The sequence below is a fragment of the Streptomyces sp. NPDC035033 genome, from assembly GCF_040636735.1.
Taxonomy (GTDB): Bacteria; Actinomycetota; Actinomycetes; order Streptomycetales; family Streptomycetaceae; genus Streptomyces.
Genome location: NZ_JBEZUZ010000031.1, coordinates 8,752 through 29,551, shown reverse-complemented (window position 1 = coordinate 29,551; position 20,800 = coordinate 8,752). Strand labels below are relative to the sequence as shown.

The 20,800-nt window shown below is 76.7% G+C and carries 2 protein-coding genes; both read left to right on the top strand.

The features are described from left to right. Positions 1-136: 136 nt before the first annotated feature. Positions 137-7,993 (top strand): amino acid adenylation domain-containing protein, encoded by a 7,857-nt coding sequence (locus tag AB0E83_RS15415; protein ID WP_362110684.1) that lies wholly within the window; start codon positions 137-139, stop codon positions 7,991-7,993. Beyond that, positions 7,993-20,739 carry an amino acid adenylation domain-containing protein gene (locus AB0E83_RS15410; RefSeq protein WP_362110681.1) on the top strand — a complete coding sequence of 4,249 codons (12,747 nt, stop codon included), beginning with the start codon at positions 7,993-7,995 and terminating at the stop codon, positions 20,737-20,739. The genes AB0E83_RS15415 and AB0E83_RS15410 overlap by 1 nt, the downstream gene beginning before the upstream one ends. Positions 20,740-20,800: the final 61 nt, after the last annotated feature.

The window sequence follows — 20,800 nt, the reverse complement described above, 5'->3', positions numbered from 1 at the left end:
CGCCATTGACTCCGGGAACCGCCGTGTTAGGTTCGGGCGGTGCCCGGACAGCGAAAACCGGCTCGCACAAGAACCGTTTGCATTCTTCCCGCCGAATACGGAAATCAGGCGGCGCTACGCAACCGGAGGCTGAAGATTGTCTGGTCGTGAGCCCGAGGGTGCGATTCTGCCCCTGTCGGCCGCACAGCGTGAGATCTGGTTCGCCGAACAGCGCCTCGCATCGGCGAACAGCGTCTACCGGGTCGGGGAGTACGTGCGGATCGACGGTCCGGTCGACACCGCCCTCTTCGAGGAGGCGCTGCGGCGGACGGTCGGCGAGACCGACGCGCTGCACGTCCGCTTCGCCGAGTCCGGCGACGAGGCCCGGCAGACCGTACGGCCCGTGACCGACTGGCCGCTCCCGCGCGTCGACGTCTCCGGCCGGCCGGACCCGTCGGCGGCGGCGACCGCGTGGATGCGCGAGGACCTCCGCGAGCCCATGGACCTCGCCCGCGGGCCGCTCTTCCGGCACGCCCTGATCCGGCTCGGGGGCGACCGCCACATCTGGTACCACAGCTACCACCACATCGTCATGGACGCGTTCGGCGCCCAGCTCGTCGCCCGGCGGGTGGCGGCGGTCTACACCGCGCTCGCCGAGGGGCGGCCGTGCGCACCGTCGCCGTTCGGCTCGCTGCGCCGGCTGGTCCACAGCGACGCCGTCTACCGCTCCTCCGGGCAGTTCGCCCGCGACCGGGCCTTCTGGACCGGCCTGTTCGCCGACCGGCCGCACACGCCCCGGCTGGTGGTGCCGTCCCGGAGCACGCCGGACGAGCTGCTGCGCAGCACCACCCGGCTCGGCCAGGACCGGCTGGACCGCATCCGGGAGACCACCCGCCGGGCCAGGGTGCCCTGGTCCCAGCTGGCGATCGCGGCGGCCGCCGCGTACGTGCACCGGACGACGGGCGCCGACGACGTGGTGGTGGGCCTGCCCGTCGCCGCGCGCACGGACGTCGTGGTGCGCCAGACCCCCGGCATGACCTCCAACGTCCTGCCGCTGCGGGTGCCGGTGCGGCCGGACGCGAGCGTCGGCGGACTGCTGCGCGCGGTGAGCGACCGGGTCCGCGACGTGGTGGCCCACCAGCGCTACCGGGGCGAGGACGTGCACCGGGACCTCGCGCCGGCGGACGCGGCCGCCGGGCGGTACGCGCCGCTGGTCAACGTCATGTCGTTCGACTACGACCTGCGGTTCGGCGCGCACCCCGCGACCGTGCACAACCTGTCCTCCGGCCTGGTGGGCGACCTGGCGATCGCCGTGTGGGACCGGCGGGACGGCTCCGGCCTCCAGATCGACCTGACCGCCCACCCCGAGGTCTGCGACCCGCGGACGCTGGCGGCCCACCGGGACCGGTTCGTCACCCTGCTGGACGCGATGGCCGACGCCGACCCCGACTCCCCGGCCGGCCGGATCGACCTGCTGTCCGCGACGGAGCGCCGCACCCTCCTGCCGCCCCCGGCCGCCGCGGCCCCGGCGCGCCGCGCCACCCTGCCGGAGCTCTTCCGGGAGCGGGCCGCGGCCCGCCCGGACGCGCCCGCCGTCTCGCTGGACGGCACCCGGCTGACGTACGGGGAGCTGGACGCCCGGGCCGACCGGCTCGCGCGGCTGCTGGCCGCCCGGGGCGCCGGTCCGGAGAAGATCGTCGCGGTGGCCCTGCCCCGCTCCGTCGAGCTGGTCGTCGCCCTGCTCGCCGTCACCAGGTCGGGCGCGGCCTACCTGCCGCTGGACCCGGCCTATCCGGCCTCCCGGCTGGCGTTCATGCTGGAGGACTCCGCCCCCGTCCTGGTGGTCACCGACCGGGACACCGCCCCGTCGCTGCCGGCCGGCGCGCCCGTGCTCGTCCTGGACGACACCGCCGCGGCGGACCCGCCCGGCGCGCGGGCGGCGGCCGGCCCCGCCGGCGGGGAGCCGGTCCGCCCGCCGGCGCCCGACCACCCCGCGTACGTCATCTACACCTCGGGGTCCACCGGCCGCCCCAAGGGCGTCGTCGTCACCCACCACAACGTGACCCGGCTCTTCGACGCCACCCGGGAGCGGTTCGCCTTCGGCGAGCGGGAGGTGTGGGCCCTGTTCCACTCCGCCGCGTTCGACTTCTCCACCTGGGAGATCTGGGGGGCGCTGCTGCACGGGGGCCGCCTGGTCGTCGTGCCGTACGACGTCAGCCGCACGCCGGCGCGGCTGCTGCGGCTGCTGGTGGACGAGGGCGTGACCGTGCTCAACCAGACGCCGTCCGCCTTCTACCAGCTGATGCAGGCCGACCGCGAGGAACCCGCGCTCGGCGACCGGCTCGCCCTGCGCACGGTCGTCTTCGGCGGCGAGGCGCTGCGCCCCGACCGGCTGCGCCCCTGGTACGAGCGCCACCCGGACACCGCGCCGGAACTGGTCAACATGTACGGGATCACCGAGACCACCGTGCACGTCACCCGGCTCGACCTGGACCGCGAGCGGGTGGCCGGCACGGAGACGAGCGCCATCGGCACCGCCCTGGACGACCTGCGCGCCTACGTCCTGGACCGGGGGCTGCGGCCCGTGCCGCCCGGCGTGGCCGGCGAGCTCCACGTGGCCGGCCCCGGACTGGCCCGCGGCTACCTGGGCCGCCCGGGGCTGACCGGGCAGCGCTTCGTCGCCGACCCCTACGGGCCGCCGGGCACCCGGATGTACCGCACCGGGGACGTGGCCCGCTGGTCCCCCGACGGGACGCTGGAGTACCTGGGCCGCTCCGACGACCAGGTGAAGGTCCGCGGCTTCCGCATCGAGCCCGGCGAGGTCGAGGCGGTCCTCGCCGAGCACGGGGACGTCGCCCAGGTGGCCGTGCTGGTGCGCCGGGACCGGCTCGACGACGACCGGCTGGTCGCCTACGTGGTGCCCGCCGCGGGGGCCGGGGCGCGGCCGGAGGAGCTGCGCGCCTTCGCCCGCGACCGGCTGCCGGAGCACATGGTGCCGTCCTCCGTGGTCCCGCTCGACCGGCTCCCCCTCACCCCGAACGGCAAGCTGGACCGGGCCGCGCTGCCCGCCCCCGGCCGGGCCGCGGCGCGCGGCCCGCACCGGCCGGCCCGGAACCCGCGCGAACAGCTCGTGTGCGACCTGTTCGCCGAGGTCCTCGGCACGGAGCGGATCGGGGTCGACGACAACTTCTTCGACCTGGGCGGCCATTCGGTGCTGGCCACCCGGCTGACCGCCCGGCTGCGCACCGCGTACGGCGTGGAACTGAGCCTGCGCGCCCTGTTCGAGGCGGCGACGCCGGCCGCCCTCGCCCGGCTCCTCGACGACGCGGCACCGGCCCGGCCGCCGCTGACCCGGCGCGCCCGCCCGCGGCCGCTGCCGCTCTCCTTCGCGCAGCGGCGGCTGTGGTTCCTGGACCGGCTGGACGGGGCGGCCGCCGCGTACAACACCCCGTTCGTGCTGCGGCTGTCCGGCCCGCTGGACCGGGCCGCGCTGCGGGCCGCGCTCGGCGACGTCCTGGCCCGGCACGAGAGCCTGCGCACCGTCGTACGGGAACACGACGGCGTCCCGCACCAGGTGGTGCTGGAGGAGGTCGAGACGCCCCTCACCGAGCACGACGGCGACCCGGCGGAGGTGTCCGGCCCGATGGCCGCGGCGGCCCGCCGCCGCTTCGACCTCGCCACCGAACCGCCCGTGCGGGCCGAGCTGTTCGCCCTCGCGCCCGACGAGCACGTGCTGCTGCTCGTCCTGCACCACATCGCCGCGGACGGCTGGTCGATCGGTCCGCTCTCCCGGGACCTGGCGGCCGCCTACGCCGCCCGGTGCCGGGGCGAGCGGCCCGAACTGCCCGAACCGCCCGTGCAGTACGCCGACTACACCCTGTGGCAGCGCGAGCTGCTCGGCGACCCGGAGGACGCCGGCAGCGTGTTCGCCGCCCAGGTCGCCTACTGGCGGCGGCAGCTGGAGGGGCTGCCGGAGTGTCTCGACCTGCCCACCGACCGTCCCCGGCCCGCCATCGCCTCGCACCGGGGCGACCACCTCGCGGCCGAGATCGGCGCGGACCTGCACCGCCGGCTCCTCGAAACGGCCCGCGCCGCGAACGCCAGCCTCTTCATGGTGCTCATGGCGGGGCTCGCGGCCCTGCTGTCCCGGCTCGGCGCCGGCACCGACATCCCCGTCGGCACGCCGGTCGCCGGGCGCACCGACGAGGCGCTCGACGACCTGGTGGGGCTCTTCGTCAACACCCAGGTGATCCGCACCGACACCTCCGGCGACCCGTCCTTCGCCGAACTGGTCGCCCGGGTGCGGGAGACCGCGCTGGCCGCCCACGCCCACCAGGACGTGCCCTTCGAGCACCTGGTGGACGTCCTCGGCCCGTCGCGCTCCCTCTCCCACCACCCGCTCTTCCAGGTCGTGCTGGCGCTCCAGAACGCCGGCGACACCTCGTTCGAGCTGCCCGGCCTCCGGGTCCGCTCGGAGCTGGGCCGCACCGGCACCGCCAAGTTCGACCTGTTCCTCAGCGTCACCGAGGAGCACGACGCCGACGGGCGGCCCGCCGGGATCCACGGGCTCGTCGAGTACGCCGACGACCTGTTCGACCCGGAGTCGGCGCGGACCCTGTGGGACCGCTGGGTACGGCTCCTGGACGCCGCGGCCGCCGACCCCGACGCCCCCGTCTCCGGCATCGACCTGCTGACGCCGGCGCAGCGGGAGCGGATCCTGCGCCGGGGGACCGGCCCCGACCAGCCCGTCCCGGAGCTGGCGCTGCCCGCGCTGTTCGAGGCGCGCGTCGCGGCGGACCCGGACGCGGTGGCGCTGGTCGCCGGGGAGACCGAGCTGACCCGCGCGGAGCTGAACGCCCGGGCCAACCGGCTCGCCCACCTGCTGCGGGCCCGCGGCGTCCGGCGGGGCGACGCGGTCGCGCTGCGCCTGGAGCGCTCCGCCGACCTGGTGACGGCGATCCTGGCGGTGCTCAAGGCGGGCGGCGCCTACGTCCCCCTCGATCCGCGGGCCCCGGCGGCGCGGACCGCGGCGATCGTGCGCGACACCCGGCCGGTGCTGCTGCTCACCACGGCGGACGCGCCCGCGGTCGACGGCGTCCCCCGCCTCCTCCTCGACGACCCGGCGACGGTCGCCGGGCGGGCGGCCGCGCCGGCGGGCGACCCCCGTCTCCCGGCGTCGCCCGACGACGTCGCCTACGTCATGTACACCTCGGGGTCGACCGGCCGGCCCAAGGGGATCGCCGTCACCCACGCCAACGTCGCCGCGCTCGCCTCGGACCCCTGCTGGTCCGGGCCCGCGCAGGCCCGCGTCCTGTTCCACTCCCCGCCGGCGTTCGACGCGTCCACCTACGAGCTGTGGGTGCCGCTGCTGCGCGGCGGCCGGGTGGTGGTGGCACCCCCCGGCGACCTGGACGTGCCGGCGCTGGCCGGGCTGATCACCGGCTCGGGGGTCACCGGCCTGTGGCTGACCGCCGCGCTGTTCGACGTGATGGCCGAGCACGACCCCGGCTGCTTCGCCGGGGTGCGGGAGGTGTGGGCGGGCGGCGAGGCGCTGTCCCCCGCCGCCGTCGGCCGGGTGCTGGCCGCCTGTCCCGGGACGATGGTGGTCAACGGCTACGGCCCCACGGAGACCACCACCTTCGCCACCGCCCACCCGGTGCGCGCGCTCGCGCCGGCCGCCCCCGGCGTGCCCATCGGCCGGCCGCTGGCCGGTACCCGCGCCCTCGTCCTGGACGCCGGTCTGCGCCCGGTGCCCGAGGGGGTCGTCGGCGAGCTGTACCTCGCCGGGACGGGGCTCGCCCGCGGCTACCTCGGACAGCCCGGCCCGACCGCGGCGCGGTTCGTCGCCGACCCGTCCGGGCCGTCCGGCGCCCGCATGTACCGCACCGGCGACCTGGCGCGCTGGAACGCCTCCGGCGAGCTGGAGTTCGCGGGGCGCTCGGACGACCAGGTCAAGATCCGGGGGTTCCGGATCGAGCCGGGCGAGGTCGAGGCGGTGCTCACCGGGCATCCGGAGGTGGCCCGCGCCGTCGTGCTCGCCCGCCCGGACCGCGCCGGCGGGGTGCGGCTGGTCGCCTACCCGGTGACGGAGGCCGACCCGGCCGCGCTGCGCGCCTACGCCGCCGAGCGGCTGCCCGACTACATGGTCCCCGCGGCCGTCGTCCCGCTCTCCGCGCTGCCCCTGACGCCCAACGGCAAGGTGGACCGGGCCGCCCTGCCGGAGCCCGCCCTGCCGGTGACGGACCGCCGGGAACCCGGCACCCCGCGCGAGAAGCTGCTGTGCGAGCTGTTCTCCGGGGTCCTCGGCCTGGACCGGGTCGGCGCCGACGACGACTTCTTCGTCCTCGGGGGCGACAGCATCCTCTCGATCCGGCTGGTCTCCCAGGCCCGCGCCGCCGGTCTGGACGCCGGGGTGCGGGACGTCTTCGAGCACCGGACGGCCGCGCGCCTGGCGGAGGCGGTCGGCGAGCTGACGGCCCCGGACGGGGCCGGCGAGGAGCCGGGCTCCGGCGACGGACTCGTCCCGCCCACCCCGATCATGTGCTGGCTCCAGGACCGCGGCGGCCCGGTCGACCGGTTCTCCCAGTCCCTGCTGCTGCGGGCGCCCCGCCGGCCGGACCGGGAGCGGCTCACCGCCGCCGTCGGCGCGCTGCTCGAACGGCACGACGCGCTGCGCGCCCGCCTGACGCGGGAGCCGGGCACGGACCGCTGGGCCCTGGACGTCCGCCCCGCGGGCGAGGCCGACCCGGCGGCCCTGGTGCGCGTGGTACGCCTGCCGGCCGCCGGCACGGACGACACGGCGGAGCCGGCCGACGGCGCCCTGCGCGCGGCCGTCGAGCGGGAGGCCGAGGCCGCGACGGGCCGGCTCTCCCCCCGGGACGGGCGGATGGCCCAGTTCGTCTGGCTGGACGCCGGGCCCGGCCGGGAGGGCCGGCTGCTGATGGTGATCCACCACCTCGCGGTCGACGGGGTCTCCTGGCGCATCCTGGTGCCGGACCTGCTCGCCGCGCTGGACGACGGGACCGCCCCGCCCCCCGTCGGTACCTCCCTGCGCACCTGGTCGCGGGCGCTGCACGCGCGGGCCCGGCACTCCGGCACGGTGGGCGAACTGGCCTGGTGGACCCGGACCCTGCGGGAACCGGACCCCCCGCTGACCGCGCGCCCCCTCGACCCGGCCCGGGACGTGACCGGCACCGCCGCCCACTTCACCGCCACCCTGCCGCCCGACGTCACCGAACCCCTCCTCACCGGTGTGCCGGCCGCGTTCCGCGCCGGCGTCCAGGACGTGCTGCTGACCGCGCTCTCCCTGGCCCTCGGGCACTTCCGCCGCGAGCGGGGCCTCGGCGAGGGCGGCGCCGTCCTCGTCGACGTGGAGGGGCACGGCCGCGACGACGACGGGGCCGACCTCTCCCGCACGGTGGGCTGGTTCACCACCCTGTACCCGGTCCGGCTCGACCCCGGCGCGCACGCGTGGGAGGACGTGACCGCCGGCGCCGGCGGCACGGGCGCCGCGCTCAAACGCGTCAAGGAACAGATGCGCGCCGTCCCCGCGCACGGCCGGGGGTACGGCCTGCTGCGCCACCTGAACCCCGGCACCGCGGCGGAGCTCGCCGCCGCCGCCGTCCCGCAGATCGGCTTCAACTACCTGGGCCGGTTCCCGGCGCCCGGCACCCCGCTCGTCCGGGAGCACCCCGAGTGGCGGGTGGCCGGCGAGATCGGCCTGGTCGGCGGCGCCGACGCCGGCCTCCCCCTGGCCCACGGCCTGGAGGTCGACGCGGCGGTGCGCGACCACCCGGACGGGCCGCGCCTGACGGCCGCCTGGCGGTGGGCGCCGGGGATGTGGCCCGAGGCCGACGCCCGGGCCGTCGCGGAGTACTGGTTCCAGGCCCTGCGCGGCCTGGCACGGCACGGAACCGAGCAGGGGGGCGGCGGCCTCACCCCGTCGGACTTCCCGCTCGTCGGACTCGCCCAGCACGACGTCGAACAGCTCGAGGACATGTGGAGGACTCGGTAATGACCCGCGGCAATCTGGTCGACATCCTCCCGCTGACACCGATGCAGGAGGGCATGCTCTTCCACGCGCTGTACGACGCGGACGGCCCCGACGTGTACATGGTGCAGCAGGTCTTCGACCTCACCGGCCCGCTGGACGCGCCGCGGCTGCGGGCCGCGGCGCAGGCCCTGGTCGCCCGGCACCCCAATCTGCGCGCCGCCTTCCCCCAGGTGACGGACGGCCGGCCGGTGCAGGTGATCCCGGCCGAGGTGACCGTGCCGTGGACCGAGACGGACCTGAGCGGGCTGCCGGAGGCGGAGGCGCGCGCGGAGCTGGACCGGCTGGGCCGCGAGGACCACCGGCGCCGCTTCGACCTGGCGCGTCCCCCGCTGCTGCGGTTCACCCTGGTCCGGCTCGCGGCGGAGCGGCACTGCCTGCTGCTGACCAGCCATCACATCCTGCTCGACGGCTGGTCGACGCCGATCGTGGTGCGGGAGCTGTTCGCCCTGTACGCCCGGGGCGCGGACGCGGCCGGCCTGCCGAGGGTGACGCCGTTCCGGGACTTCCTGGCCTGGCTGGGCCGCCAGGACCGGGCGGCGGCCGAGGAGGCGTGGCGGCGGGAGCTGGCCGGCGTGGACCAGGCGACCCGGCTGGCCCCGGCCGATCCGGCGCGCGCCCCCCGGCTGCCCGAGCGGGTGGTGACCGAACTGCCGGAGGAGCTGACCGAGGCGCTGCGGGCGCGCGCGCAGGGGCTCGGGGTGACGGTGAACACCCTGCTCCAGGCCGCGTGGGGGCTGGTGCTGAGCCGGGCGACCGGACAGCGGGACGTGGTGTTCGGCGCCGTGGTCTCCGGCCGCACCCCGCGGCTGCCCGGCGTCGAGTCGATGGTGGGGCTCTTCATCAACATCGTCCCGGTGCGGGTGCGGGTCGCGCCGGACCGGCCGCTGGCGGAGCTGATCGGCGAGGTGCAGCGCGCCCAGTCCGCGCTGGCCGACCACCACCACCTGGGGCTCTCGGACATCCAGCGGGCGGCGGGCCTGCCGGAGCTGTTCGACACGATGATGGTCTTCGAGAACTACCCGTGGGACGGGTCCGCCCGGGACGCCGCCGATCCGGACACCGGGCTGCGGGTCGTCCCGGCCCTGGAGCGGGGCCGGGACGCCACCCACTACCCGCTCACCCTCGTCGCCGCCCCGGGCCGGCGGCTCTACCTGCGGCTGGACCACCGCGACGACCTGTTCGACCGGGCGGCCGCGCGGGCGCTCCTGGACCGGCTGCGCCTGGTCCTCACCGCCGTCGCCGAGGACCCCGGCACGCTCACCGGCCGGGTCGACGTGACCGGCCCCGAGGAGCGGCGGCTGGTCCTGGAGACCTGGAACGACACCCGGCGCGACGGCGAACTGCCGCTGCTGCCCGACTGGTTCCAGACGCAGGTCGCCGCCACCCCGGACGCGCCCGCCGTCCTCTTCGGCGACGAGACCCTCTCGTACGCGGAGCTGAACCGGCGCGCCAACCGGCTCGCGCACGCCCTGATCCGGCGCGGGGTCGGACCGGAGAGCACCGTCGCGCTCGCCCTGCCGCGTTCGCCCGCGCACGTCGTCGCGCTGCTGGCCGTCGTCAAGGCGGGCGCCGCCCATCTGCCGCTCGACCCGGACCATCCGGCGGCGCGGATCCGGTACGTGCTCGCGGACGCCCGTCCGGCCGTCGTGCTCACCGACTCCGGGACCCGGTCCGCGGTGCCGGCCGACGACCCGGCGCCGCTGCTGGTCCTGGACGACCCGGACACCGCCGCCCTGATCGCGGGGGGCCCGGACACCGACCCCTCCCCCGCGGAGCGGACGGGGCCGCTGGCCCTCGCGAGCCCGGCGTACGTCATCTACACCTCGGGCTCGACGGGCCGGCCGAAGGCGGTGCAGATGACCGGCCTCGGCGTGGCGAACATGCTGCGCTGGCACCACGGCCAGCTCGGCGGCGGGCCCGGCACCCGGACCGCGCAGTTCACCGCGATCAGCTTCGACGTGTCGGTGCAGGAGGTCCTCTCCGCGCTGCTGTTCGGCAAGACGCTGGTGGTGCCGGACGAGGACACCCGCCGCGACCCGCGGCGCTTCGCCGCCTGGCTCACCGCGCACCGGGTGAACGAGATCTTCGCCCCCAGCACCGTCCTGGAGTCCCTCGCCGAGGCGGCCGGCGAGGCGGGGCTGCGCGTGCCGTCGCTGGAGCAGATCGCGCAGGCCGGCGAGGCGCTCCCCCTCAGCCGGCGGCTGCGCGACTTCCACGGGCACGCCCCGCGCCTGCTGCACAACCACTACGGGCCCACCGAGGCCCAGGTCCTCACCGCCCACACCCTGCCCGGCGACCCCGCGGCCTGGCCCGCCGCCGCGCCGCTGGGCCGGCCCGTCGACAACGTGCGGGTCTACCTCCTGGACGACGCCCTGCGGCCGGTGCCGCCCGGCGCCGCGGGCGAGCTGTACACCAACACCCCCGGCCTGGCCCGCGGTTACCTGCGCCGGCCCGGTCTGACCTCCCAGCGGTTCGTCGCCGACCCCTACGGCCGGCCCGGCGACCGCATGTACCGGACCGGCGACCTCGCCCGCTGGACGCCGGACGGGCACCTGGAGTTCCTGGGCCGCGCCGACGACCAGCTCAAGGTCCGCGGCTTCCGCATCGAACCCGGCGAGATCGAGGCGGCCCTGACCGAGCACCCCGAGGTGGCGCAGGCCGCCGTCCTGGTGCGCCAGGACCGGCCGGGCGACCAGCGGCTGGTCGCCTACGCGGTGCCCGTCGCGGACCGCGCGCCGGAGCCGCACGTCCTGCGCGGCTTCCTGCGCGACCGGCTGCCCGACTACATGGTGCCCGCGGCCGTCGTGCTCCTCCCCGTCCTCCCCCTGACCCCCAACGGCAAGCTCGACCGCGCGGCCCTGCCCGCGCCGGACCTCGGCCGGGCCGGGACCGGCCGGGATCCGCACACGCCGCAGGAGCAGATCCTGTGCGATCTGTTCGCGCAGGTCCTGGGGCTGCCCCGGGTCGGCGCCGACGACGACTTCTTCGACCTCGGCGGCCACTCGCTGCTCGCCACCCGGCTCGCCGCCCGGATCCGTGCCACCTTCGGTGCCGAGACCGGGGTGCGCGCCGTCTTCGAGGCCCGCACCCCGGCCGGGCTCGCGCAGCGGCTGGACGACGGCGGTCCGGCCCGCCCGGCCCTGGTCCGGCGGGAGCGCCCGGAGGTGCTGCCGCTGTCGTTCGCGCAGCGCCGGCTGTGGTTCCTGCACCAGCTGGAGGGGCCGAGCGCGACGTACAACATCCCGCTGGCACTGCGCTTCACCGGGGCCCTCGACCACGCCGCCCTGCGGGCCGCCCTCGGGGACGTCGTCGCCCGCCACGAGAGCCTGCGGACCGTCTTCCCGGAGAGCGGGGGCGTCCCCGTCCAGCGGGTCCTCGGCCCCGAGCGGGCCGTCCCGCCGCTGCCCGTCACCCCGGCCACCGGGGAGAGCCTGCCGGGGCTGCTCACCGCGGCGGCCCGGCACGCCTTCCGGCTGGACACCGAGTGCCCGGTGCGGGCCGAGCTGTTCGCGCTCGCGCCCGACGACCACGTGCTGCTGCTGGTGCTGCACCACATCGCCGGCGACGGCTGGTCGCTGAGCCCGCTGGCGGCCGACCTCACCCGCGCCTACGCGGCCCGCGCCGAGGGGCGGGAGCCCGTCTGGCGGCCCCTGCCGGTCCAGTACGCCGACTACACCCTGTGGCAGAACGAGCTGCTCGGCGAGGACGGCGACGACGACAGCCTGCTGGCCCGGCAGGTCGCCCACTGGCGGACCGTCCTGGAGGATCTGCCCGAGCAGGTGACGCTACCGGGCGACCGGCCGCGTCCGGCGGCCGCCTCGTACGCCGGCGACTACGTCGAGGTGGGGCTGGACGCGGAACTGCACCGCGCGCTGGCCGAGCTGGCCCGGCGCGAGGGCACCACGGTCTTCATGGTGCTCCAGGCCGGGCTGGCCGCCCTGATGACCCGGATGGGCTGCGGCACGGACATCCCGATCGGCAGTCCGATCGCCGGCCGCACCGACCAGGCCATGGACGACCTGATCGGTTTCTTCGTCAACACCCTGGTGCTGCGCACCGACACCTCCGGCGACCCGACCTTCACCCAGCTGCTGCGGCGGGTGCGGGACACGGCGCTGGACGCCTACGCCCACCAGGACGTGCCGTTCGAGTACCTGGTGGAGCGGCTCAACCCGGCCCGCTCGCTGGCCCACCACCCGCTGTTCCAGGTGATGCTGGCGCTGCAGAACGCGCCGGAGGGCCGGTTCGAGCTGCCCGGCCTGGAGGTCGCCGTCTCCCAGGCGCGCACCGGCACCGCCAAGTTCGACCTGTTCTTCAGCCTGGTGGAGCGCCGGACGGCGGACGGGGCGCCGGACGGCATCGAGGGCGCGGTGGAGTACGCCGGCGACCTGTACGACCCGGACACGGTCCGCGCCCTGTTCACGCGCTGGCGGCGGCTGCTGGCGGCCGTCGCGGACGCCCCGGACCGGCCGGTCTCGGACGTGGACGTGCTGACGGCCGCCGAGCGGGAGCGGGTGCTGCGCGGCTGGAACGACACCGCGGTGCCGGTCCCGCCGCGGACGCTGCCGGAGCTGCTGGAGGAGCGGGCGGCGGCGACGCCGGACGCCGTCGCGGTGGTGGCCGACGGCGCCGCGCTCACCTACCGGGAGCTGGACGAGCGGGCGAACCGGCTGGCCGGGGAGATCCTGGCGCGCGGCGGCGGACCGGGCACGGTGGTCGCCCTGGCGCTGCCGCGCACCGAGGAGCTGCCCGTCGCGCTGCTGGCGGTGCTGCGGTCCGGCGCGGCCTACCTGCCGCTCGACACCGAGTACCCGGCGTCCCGGCTGGAGTTCATGGTCCGCGACGCCCGGCCCGCGGTGCTGCTGACCACCCGGGCCGCCGGCGGGCCCGTGCCCGGCGCCGGGGACGGCGGCCCGGCGCGGATCGTGCTGGACGACCCGGCGACGGCCGAGGCCCTGCGGGCGCGTCCGGCCGTCCCGCCGCGGGTCCGCGTCGCGCCGGGGCAGCCGGCGTACGTCCTCTACACCTCGGGGTCGACCGGCACCCCCAAGGGCGTGGTCGTCCCGCACGGGGCGCTGGCGAACTTCCTGCACGCGACGGGACGGCTGGTGCCGCTCGCCCCGGAGGACCGGCTGCTGGCCGTCACCACGGTCTCGTTCGACATCGCCGCCCTGGAGATCTGGCTGCCGCTGCTGCGGGGCGCCCGGGTCGTCCTCGCCCCCCGGGACGTCGTGCGCCGGCCGGCGGCGCTGCTGGAGTGGGTGTCCGCGCACGGCGTCACCGTCATGCAGGCGACGCCGTCGCTGTGGCAGACCCTGGTGGCGCACGACCCGGCGCCGCTGCGGGGCCTGCGGATCCTCACCGGCGGGGAGGCGCTGCCCGAGCGGCTGGCGGCGGACCTGGCCGGGGCGGGCGAGGTGCTGAACCTGTACGGGCCGACCGAGACGACGATCTGGTCGACCGCGAGCCGGGAGACGGGCGCCCGGCCCCCGCTGATCGGCACGCCGGTCGACAACACCCGGGCGTACGTGCTCGACGCGCGGCTGCGGCCGGTGCCGCCCGGCGTCGTCGGGGAGCTGTACCTCGCCGGGGCCGGCCTGGCCCAGGGCTACCTGCGCCGCGCGGGCCTGACGGCCTCCCGTTTCGTGGCCTGCCGGCACGGGGCGCCGGGCGAGCGGATGTACCGCACCGGCGACCTCGTCCGCTGGACCGCGGACGGCGAACTGGAGTACCTGGGCCGCTCCGACGACCAGGTCAAGCTGCGCGGCTTCCGGATCGAGCCCGGGGAGGTCGCCCGCGTCCTCGACGGGCAGCCCGGGGTGCGGCAGGCCGCCGTCACCGTGCGCGAGGACCGGCCCGGCGACCGGCGGCTGGTGGCGTACGTGGTGCCCGGCGACGCGCCGGAGGCGCGCGAGGAGGGCGCCGAGCGGCACCAGCTGGAGGACTGGCGGCAGCTGTACGACTCCGTGTACGCGGGGGCCGCCGAGGCGCCGTTCGGCGAGGACTTCGCCAGCTGGAACAGCAGCTACACCGGTGAGCCCATCCCGCTGGAGGAGATGCGGGAGTGGCGGGACCACACGGCGCGGCGGATCCTCGCCCTCCGGCCGCGCCGGGTCCTGGAACTCGGCGTGGGCACGGGCCTGCTGCTGTCCCGGATCGCGCCGCACTGCGCGGAGTACTGGGGCACCGACTTCTCCGCGCACGTCATCGGGGAGCTGGGCCGGCACGTGGCGGCCGACGCGGCGCTGCGCGAGCGGGTCACGCTGCGGGTGCAGGCGGCGCACGATCCGGACGGGCTGCCCGCCGGGCACTTCGACACGATCGTGCTGAACTCCGTCGTCCAGTACTTCCCCGGCGCCGACCACCTGACCGAGGTCCTCACCGCCGCGGCCCGCCTGCTGGCGCCGGGCGGCACCCTGTTCGTCGGCGACGTGCGCAACGTGCGGCTGCTGCGGGCGCTGCGGGCCGGCGTCCACGCGCACCGGACGTCCGGCGCGCCGGACCCCGCCGCGCTGCGCCGCGCGGTCGAGCACGACCTCATGACGGAGAAGGAACTCCTCGTCGACCCGGACTACTTCACCGCGCTCGCCGCGCGCCTGCCCGAGCTCGGCGGGGTGGGCGTGGCGCTGAAGGAGGGCTCCTGGGACAACGAGCTGAGCCGCTACCGGTACGACGTGACGCTGCACCACCGGGACGCGCCCACGACCGGGGTCGCGGACGCCCCCGCGGTGCCCTGGGAGGAGCTCGGGGACCCGGCGGCCGTCCGCCGCCTCCTCGCCGGGCGGCGCCCGGAGCGGCTGCGGCTGACCGGGGTCCCCCACGACCGGATCGCGGCCGAGCTGGCGCTGGTCGAGGCGATGCGCACCGGGGAGGCCCCGGTGGTGCCCGCGCCCGCCGTGGACCTGGCGGAACTGCACCGGCTGGGCGCGGAGCTGGGCTACCGCACGGCGGCGGCCTGGTCGGCGCGTCCGGATCTCGTCGACTTCGTGCTGGCGCGCGGGGATGCCCCGCTCACCGGCACCTGCCCGCCGGTGACCGCGCCCGGTCCGCGCACCCGGCTGTCGGCCCTCACCAGCGACCCGATGGTGCCGCGCACCAGCGGGTCGCTGATGGCCCGGCTGCGCCGGCACGTGGAGCGGACGCTGCCCGCCTCGATGGTGCCGAGCGCGTTCGTGCCGGTCAGCGCGCTGCCGCTGACCGCCAACGGCAAGCTGGACCGGGCCGCGCTGCCCGCGCCGACGCTGACCGCGGGCGGCACCGGCCGCGATCCGCGCACCCCGCAGGAGCAGATCGTGTGCGATCTGTTCGCGCAGGTCCTGGGGCTGCCCCGGGTGGGCGCCGACGACAGCTTCTTCGAGCTGGGCGGGCACTCCCTGCTCGCCACCCGGCTGATCGCCGCGATCCGCGCCACCTTCGGCGTGGAGATCGCCCTGCGGGCGCTGTTCGAGAACGCCACCCCGGCGGCGGTGGCCGCCCGGGTGGACACGGCGGCGCCGAGCCGGCTGCGGCTCGCCCGCCGGGACCGGCCCGAGCGGCTGCCGCTGTCGTTCGCGCAGCGCAGGCTGTGGTTCATCCACGCGATGGAGGGGCCGAGCGCCACGTACAACATCCCGCTCGCGCTGCGCCTGACCGGCTTCCTGGACCGGGAGGCGCTGCGGGCGGCCCTGGCCGACGTGGTGACGCGTCACGAGAGCCTGCGCACGGTCTTCCCGGAGAGCGGCGGGGTGCCGTGGCAGCGGGTGCTGGACCCGGCGGAGGCGGCCCCCGTCGTGGAGGCGGTGGAGACCGGGCGCGAGGAGCTGTCCGCGCGGCTGGACGCCGCCGCCCGCGAGGGCTTCGACCTGGCCTCCGAACCTCCCCTGCGGGTGCGGCTGTTCGCGCTGTCGGCCGAGGAGCACGTGCTGCTGCTCGTGGTGCACCACATCGCCGGTGACGGCTGGTCGCTGAATCCGCTCGCCCGCGACCTGGCCGGGGCGTACGAGGCGCGGTGCCGGGGCGAGGCCCCGTCGTGGGCGCCGCTGCCGGTGCAGTACGCCGACTACACGCTGTGGCAGAACGAGCTGCTGGGCGACCGGGGGGACGCGGACAGCCTCTTCGCCACCCAGCTCGACCACTGGGTGCGGCGGCTGCGCACCCTGCCGGAGGAGCTGCGGCTGCCCACCGACCGGCCGCGGCCGGCCGTGGCGTCCTACCGGGGCGACTACGTCCGGGTCGGCATCGACGCGGAGCTGCACCGGCGGATCGCGGAGCTGGCCCGGGAGTCCGGCGCGACGGTGTTCATGGTGCTCCAGGCCGGGCTCGCGGCGCTGCTGTCCCGGCTGAGCGGCAGCGAGGACGTCCCGATCGGCAGCCCGATCGCGGGCCGCACCGACCAGGAACTCGACGATCTGGTGGGCTTTTTCGTCAACACGCTGGTGCTGCGCACCGACACCTCGGGCCGGCCGAGCTTCCGGGAGCTGATCGCCCGGGTGCGGGACACCGCGCTGGCCGCCTACGCCCACCAGGACGTGCCCTTCGAGTACCTGGTGGAGCGGCTCAACCCGCCGCGCTCGCTCGGCCGGCACCCGCTGTTCCAGACGATGCTGGCGCTGCAGAACGCGCCCGCCGGTTCCTTCCAGCTGCCCGGGCTGCGCGTCGACATCGAGCCGGGGCGCACCGGTTCGGCCAAGTTCGACCTGTTCTTCAGCCTGTCGGAGCACCTCGACGGCACGGGCGGCGCGCAGGGCATCAGCGGTGTGGTCGAGTACGCGAGCGATCTGTACGACGCCGCCACGGTGACCGGTCTGTTCGACCGCTGGGTGCGGCTGCTGTCGTCGCTGGTGGCGGCGCCGCACCGGACGATCGGGTCGGCCGATCTGCTCACCGCGCGGGAGAGCCTGCTGCTGGAGCGGCGCAACGCCACCGACCGGCCGGTGGCCGAGGCCGGTCTGCCGGAGCTGTTCGACGCGCGGGCGGCCGAGCGTCCCGACGCGCCGGCCCTGGTGCACGGCGACCGCGAGACCGGCTACGGCGCGCTGCGCGAGGCCGCCGAGGAGGTGGCGGCGGTGCTGGCGCGGCACGGGGTGCGCCGGGCGGACGCGGTGGCGCTGCTGATGCCCCGCTCCCCCGGCCTGGTCGCCGCGGTCCTCGGCGTCCTGAAGGCGGGGGCCGCCTACGTGCCCCTGGACCCGCGCCATCCGGCGGCCCGGACCCGCGCGGTGCTGGCCGAGACCGGGGCCCGGGTCCTGGTCACCGACCGCGCCCCGGCGCCGGGTTCGCTCCCCGGGGGCACGGCGGTCGTCGTCCTCGGCACGGAGCTGGGCGACGGCTTCGTGCCGGAGCCCGGCCCGGCGGGGGGCGTGTCCGTCGCTCAGGCGGACCGCCCGGGCCCGGAGGACCTGGCGTACATCATGTACACCTCCGGCTCCACGGGCCGCCCCAAGGGCATCGGGGTCACCCACCGCAACGTGGCCGAGCTGGCGGCCGACCCGTGCTGGCGCACCGGGGCCCAGCGGCGGGTGCTGCTGCACTCGTCGCCAGCGTTCGACGCGTCGACGTACGAGCTGTGGGTGCCGCTGCTCACCGGCGGCACCGTGGTGATCGGGCCGGACGGCGAGCTCGACCTGCACGCGCTCGCCGACACGGTCGTGCGGCAGCGGGTCACCGGTCTGTGGCTGACCAGTTCGCTGTTCACGCTGGTGGCCGAGAGCGTGCCCCGGTGCCTGGCCGGGGTGGGGCAGGTGTGGACGGGCGGCGAGGCGGTGTCGCCGCACGCGGTGCGCGCGGTGCTGGCGGCCTGCCCCGGCCTCGTGGTCGTCAACGGCTACGGGCCGACCGAGACGACGACCTTCGCCGCGAGCGGTCCGGTCGAGGCACTGCCCGAGGGCGCCACGTCGGTGCCGATCGGGCGGCCGATGGCCAACACCCGGCTGTACGTGCTGGACCGGGAGCTGCGTCCGGTCCCGCCCGGGGTGGTCGGCGAGCTGTACATCGCCGGCACCGGTCTCGCCCGCGGCTATCCGGGCCGGCCGGAGCTCACCGCGCCGCAGTTCGTGGCCGACCCGTTCGGCAAGCCGGGCGCGCGCATGTACCGGACCGGGGACCTGGTGCGGTGGACGGCGGACGGCGCGCTGGACTACGTGGGGCGCGGCGACGACCAGGTCAAGCTGCGCGGCTTCCGGATCGAGCCGGGCGAGGTGGAGAGCGTGCTGCTGCGCCACCCCGGCGTGGGGCAGGCGGCGGTGCTGGTCCGCGAGGACCGGCCGGGCGATCCACGGCTGGTGGCCTACGTGGTCGCCGACCCGGAGGCCGCGGGGCACGACGAGGCGGCCGAGCGGGACCAGGTGCGGGACTGGCAGGGGGTCTACGAGTCCCTGTACGCCGCGCCGACGGCCGCCTTCGGCGAGGACTTCTCCGGCTGGAACAGCAGCTACACCGGTGAGCCCATCCCCCTGGAGGAGATGCGGGAGTGGCGCCGCGAGACGGTCGCCCGCGTCCGCCGGCTGCGGCCCCGCCGGGTGCTGGAGATCGGCGCCGGCACGGGCCTGCTGCTCTCGCGCCTCGCGCCGGAGGCCGAGGAGTACTGGGCCACGGACTTCTCCCCCGCGGTCGTCGCGACGCTGCGCCGGCACGTGGCGGAGGATCCGGGGCTGCGCGACCGGGTGCGGCTGCGGGTCCTGGCCGCCGACGACACCGGGGACCTGCCCGAGGGGCACTTCGACACCGTGGTGCTCAACTCGATCGTGCAGTACTTCCCGAGCGCCGGGTACCTGCTGGGGGTGATCGGGTCGGCCCTGCGGCTGCTGGCGCCGGGCGGCGCCCTCTTCCTGGGCGACCTGCGCGACCTGCGGCTGCACCGCATGCTCACCTCCGCGGCGCAGGCGGCCGGGGTGCACGACCGGCACGACCGGGCGAGCCTGCGGCAGGCCGTCGAGCGCGCCCTGGCGCGGGAGGAGGAACTGCTCGTCGCCCCCGAGCTGTTCACCGTGCTGGGCGAGCACGTCGAGGGGGTGGCCGGCGCCCGCGTGGAGGTGAAGCGGGGCGCCTTCGCCAACGAGCTGACGCGGTACCGCTACGACGTGACGCTCTTCAAGGAGGGCGGCGCGCCGCTCGTCTCGGCGCGCGAGGTGCCCGTCGTCGCCTGGGACGGCGCGGCGGGGCCGGACGGTCTGGAGGAGGTGCTGCGCCGGGCGGGGACGCCGCTGCGGGTCACGGGGGTGCCGAACGGGCGCCTCGCCGCGGACGCGGCGGTCGAGGCGGCGGTCCACGGGCACGATCCGGAGCCTGCGGACGACGCCCCCGCCGTCGCGGTCTTCGACGAGCTGGCCGACCGGCTCGGCTGCGCGGCGCACGTGACCTGGTCGGCCGAACCGGGCCGCCTGGACGTGGTGTTCACCGGCCCGGAGTCGGACGGCCCGGTGGTGGACCTGTACCGGCCGCGGTCCCCGCTGGACGGCGGTGCGCCGCCGGCCCGCTGGGTGCGGGCGCCGCTGACCCCGGGGGCGGCGGGCGCGCTGGTGGGCGGCGTGCTCGACCACGCCCGGCTGCACCTGCCGGAGTACATGGTTCCCAGCGCGGTGGTGCCGCTCAGCCGGCTGCCGCTGACCCGCAACGGCAAGCTGGACCGCGCGGCGCTGCCCGCTCCCGAGCTCGGTTCCGGGTCCGACGGCCGTGCTCCGCGGCTGCCGCAGGAGGAGCTGATGTGCGAGCTGTTCGCCGAGGTGCTCGGGCTGCCCCGGGTGCGGGTGGACGACGACTTCTTCCGTCTGGGCGGGCACTCGCTCCTGGCGGCCCGGCTGAAGGCCCGGATCCGGACGGCCTTCGGGGTGGACGTGGGGCTGCGCGCGCTGTTCGAGACGCCGACCCCGGCGGGCATGGCGGGGCGGCTGCGGGACGGCGACCCGGGCGACGGCTACGAGGTGCTGCTGCCGCTGCGTCCCCGGGGCGACCGGGAGGCGCTGTTCTGCGTGCATCCCGGCGGCGGGATCAGCTGGTCGTACGCCGGCCTGCTGCGGCACCTCGACCCCGAACGGCCGGTCTACGGACTCCAGGCGCGCGGTCTGGGCAAGCCGGAGCCCCGTCCGGAGACGCTGGAGGCGATGGCGGCCGACTACGCCGACGAGATCCAGCGGGTCCAGCCCGCGGGCCCCTACCACCTGCTCGGCTGGTCGTTCGGCGGGGTCGCCGCCTACGCGGTGGCCGTGGAGCTGCGGCGGCGCGGGGAGGAGGTGGGCGTGCTCGCCGTCGTGGACGCCTGTCCGGGCTGGAAGGGGCTGACCCACGACGACGTGCCCGAGCTGGACGAGGAGGACCTGCACGAGCACCTCACCTACCTGGTGGGGCTGGTCGACGAGTCGTTCGCGCTCGGCGAGGGGGAGCGGCTGACCTTCGCGCGCACCCGGGAGATCCTGCGGGAGCGGGGCAGCGCGCTGGCGAACCTCGGGGAGGAGCAGCTGCGGGCGATCATGGAGATCTCCGCCAACAACACCCGTCTGCTCGTCGACTACGCCCCCGAGCGCCTGGCCGGCGACCTGCTGCTGCTGACCGCCGCGGACCAGCAGGACCCGGCGGTGACGTACCGGGCGTGGACGCCGTGGGTGGAGGGGCGGATCGAGCGGCACGACCTGCCGGGCGGGCACGGCACCCTGCTGAACCGGGAGCCCTCGCTGGAGGCGATCGGTCGGCTGGTCGGGGAGAAACTGGCCGCGTACGCCGGCGGCCGGGAGTGAGCGGTGGCGTCCCGTGATTCTGCGCGGCTAGCTCCTTATGCCGTAAAGTGTTACCGCACCA

Excerpts from the sequence above, each read along its gene's own strand:
- AB0E83_RS15410 (WP_362110681.1), top strand. The coding sequence starts at position 7,993 with ATGACCCGCGGCAATCTGGTCGACATCCTCCCGCTGACACCGATGCAG.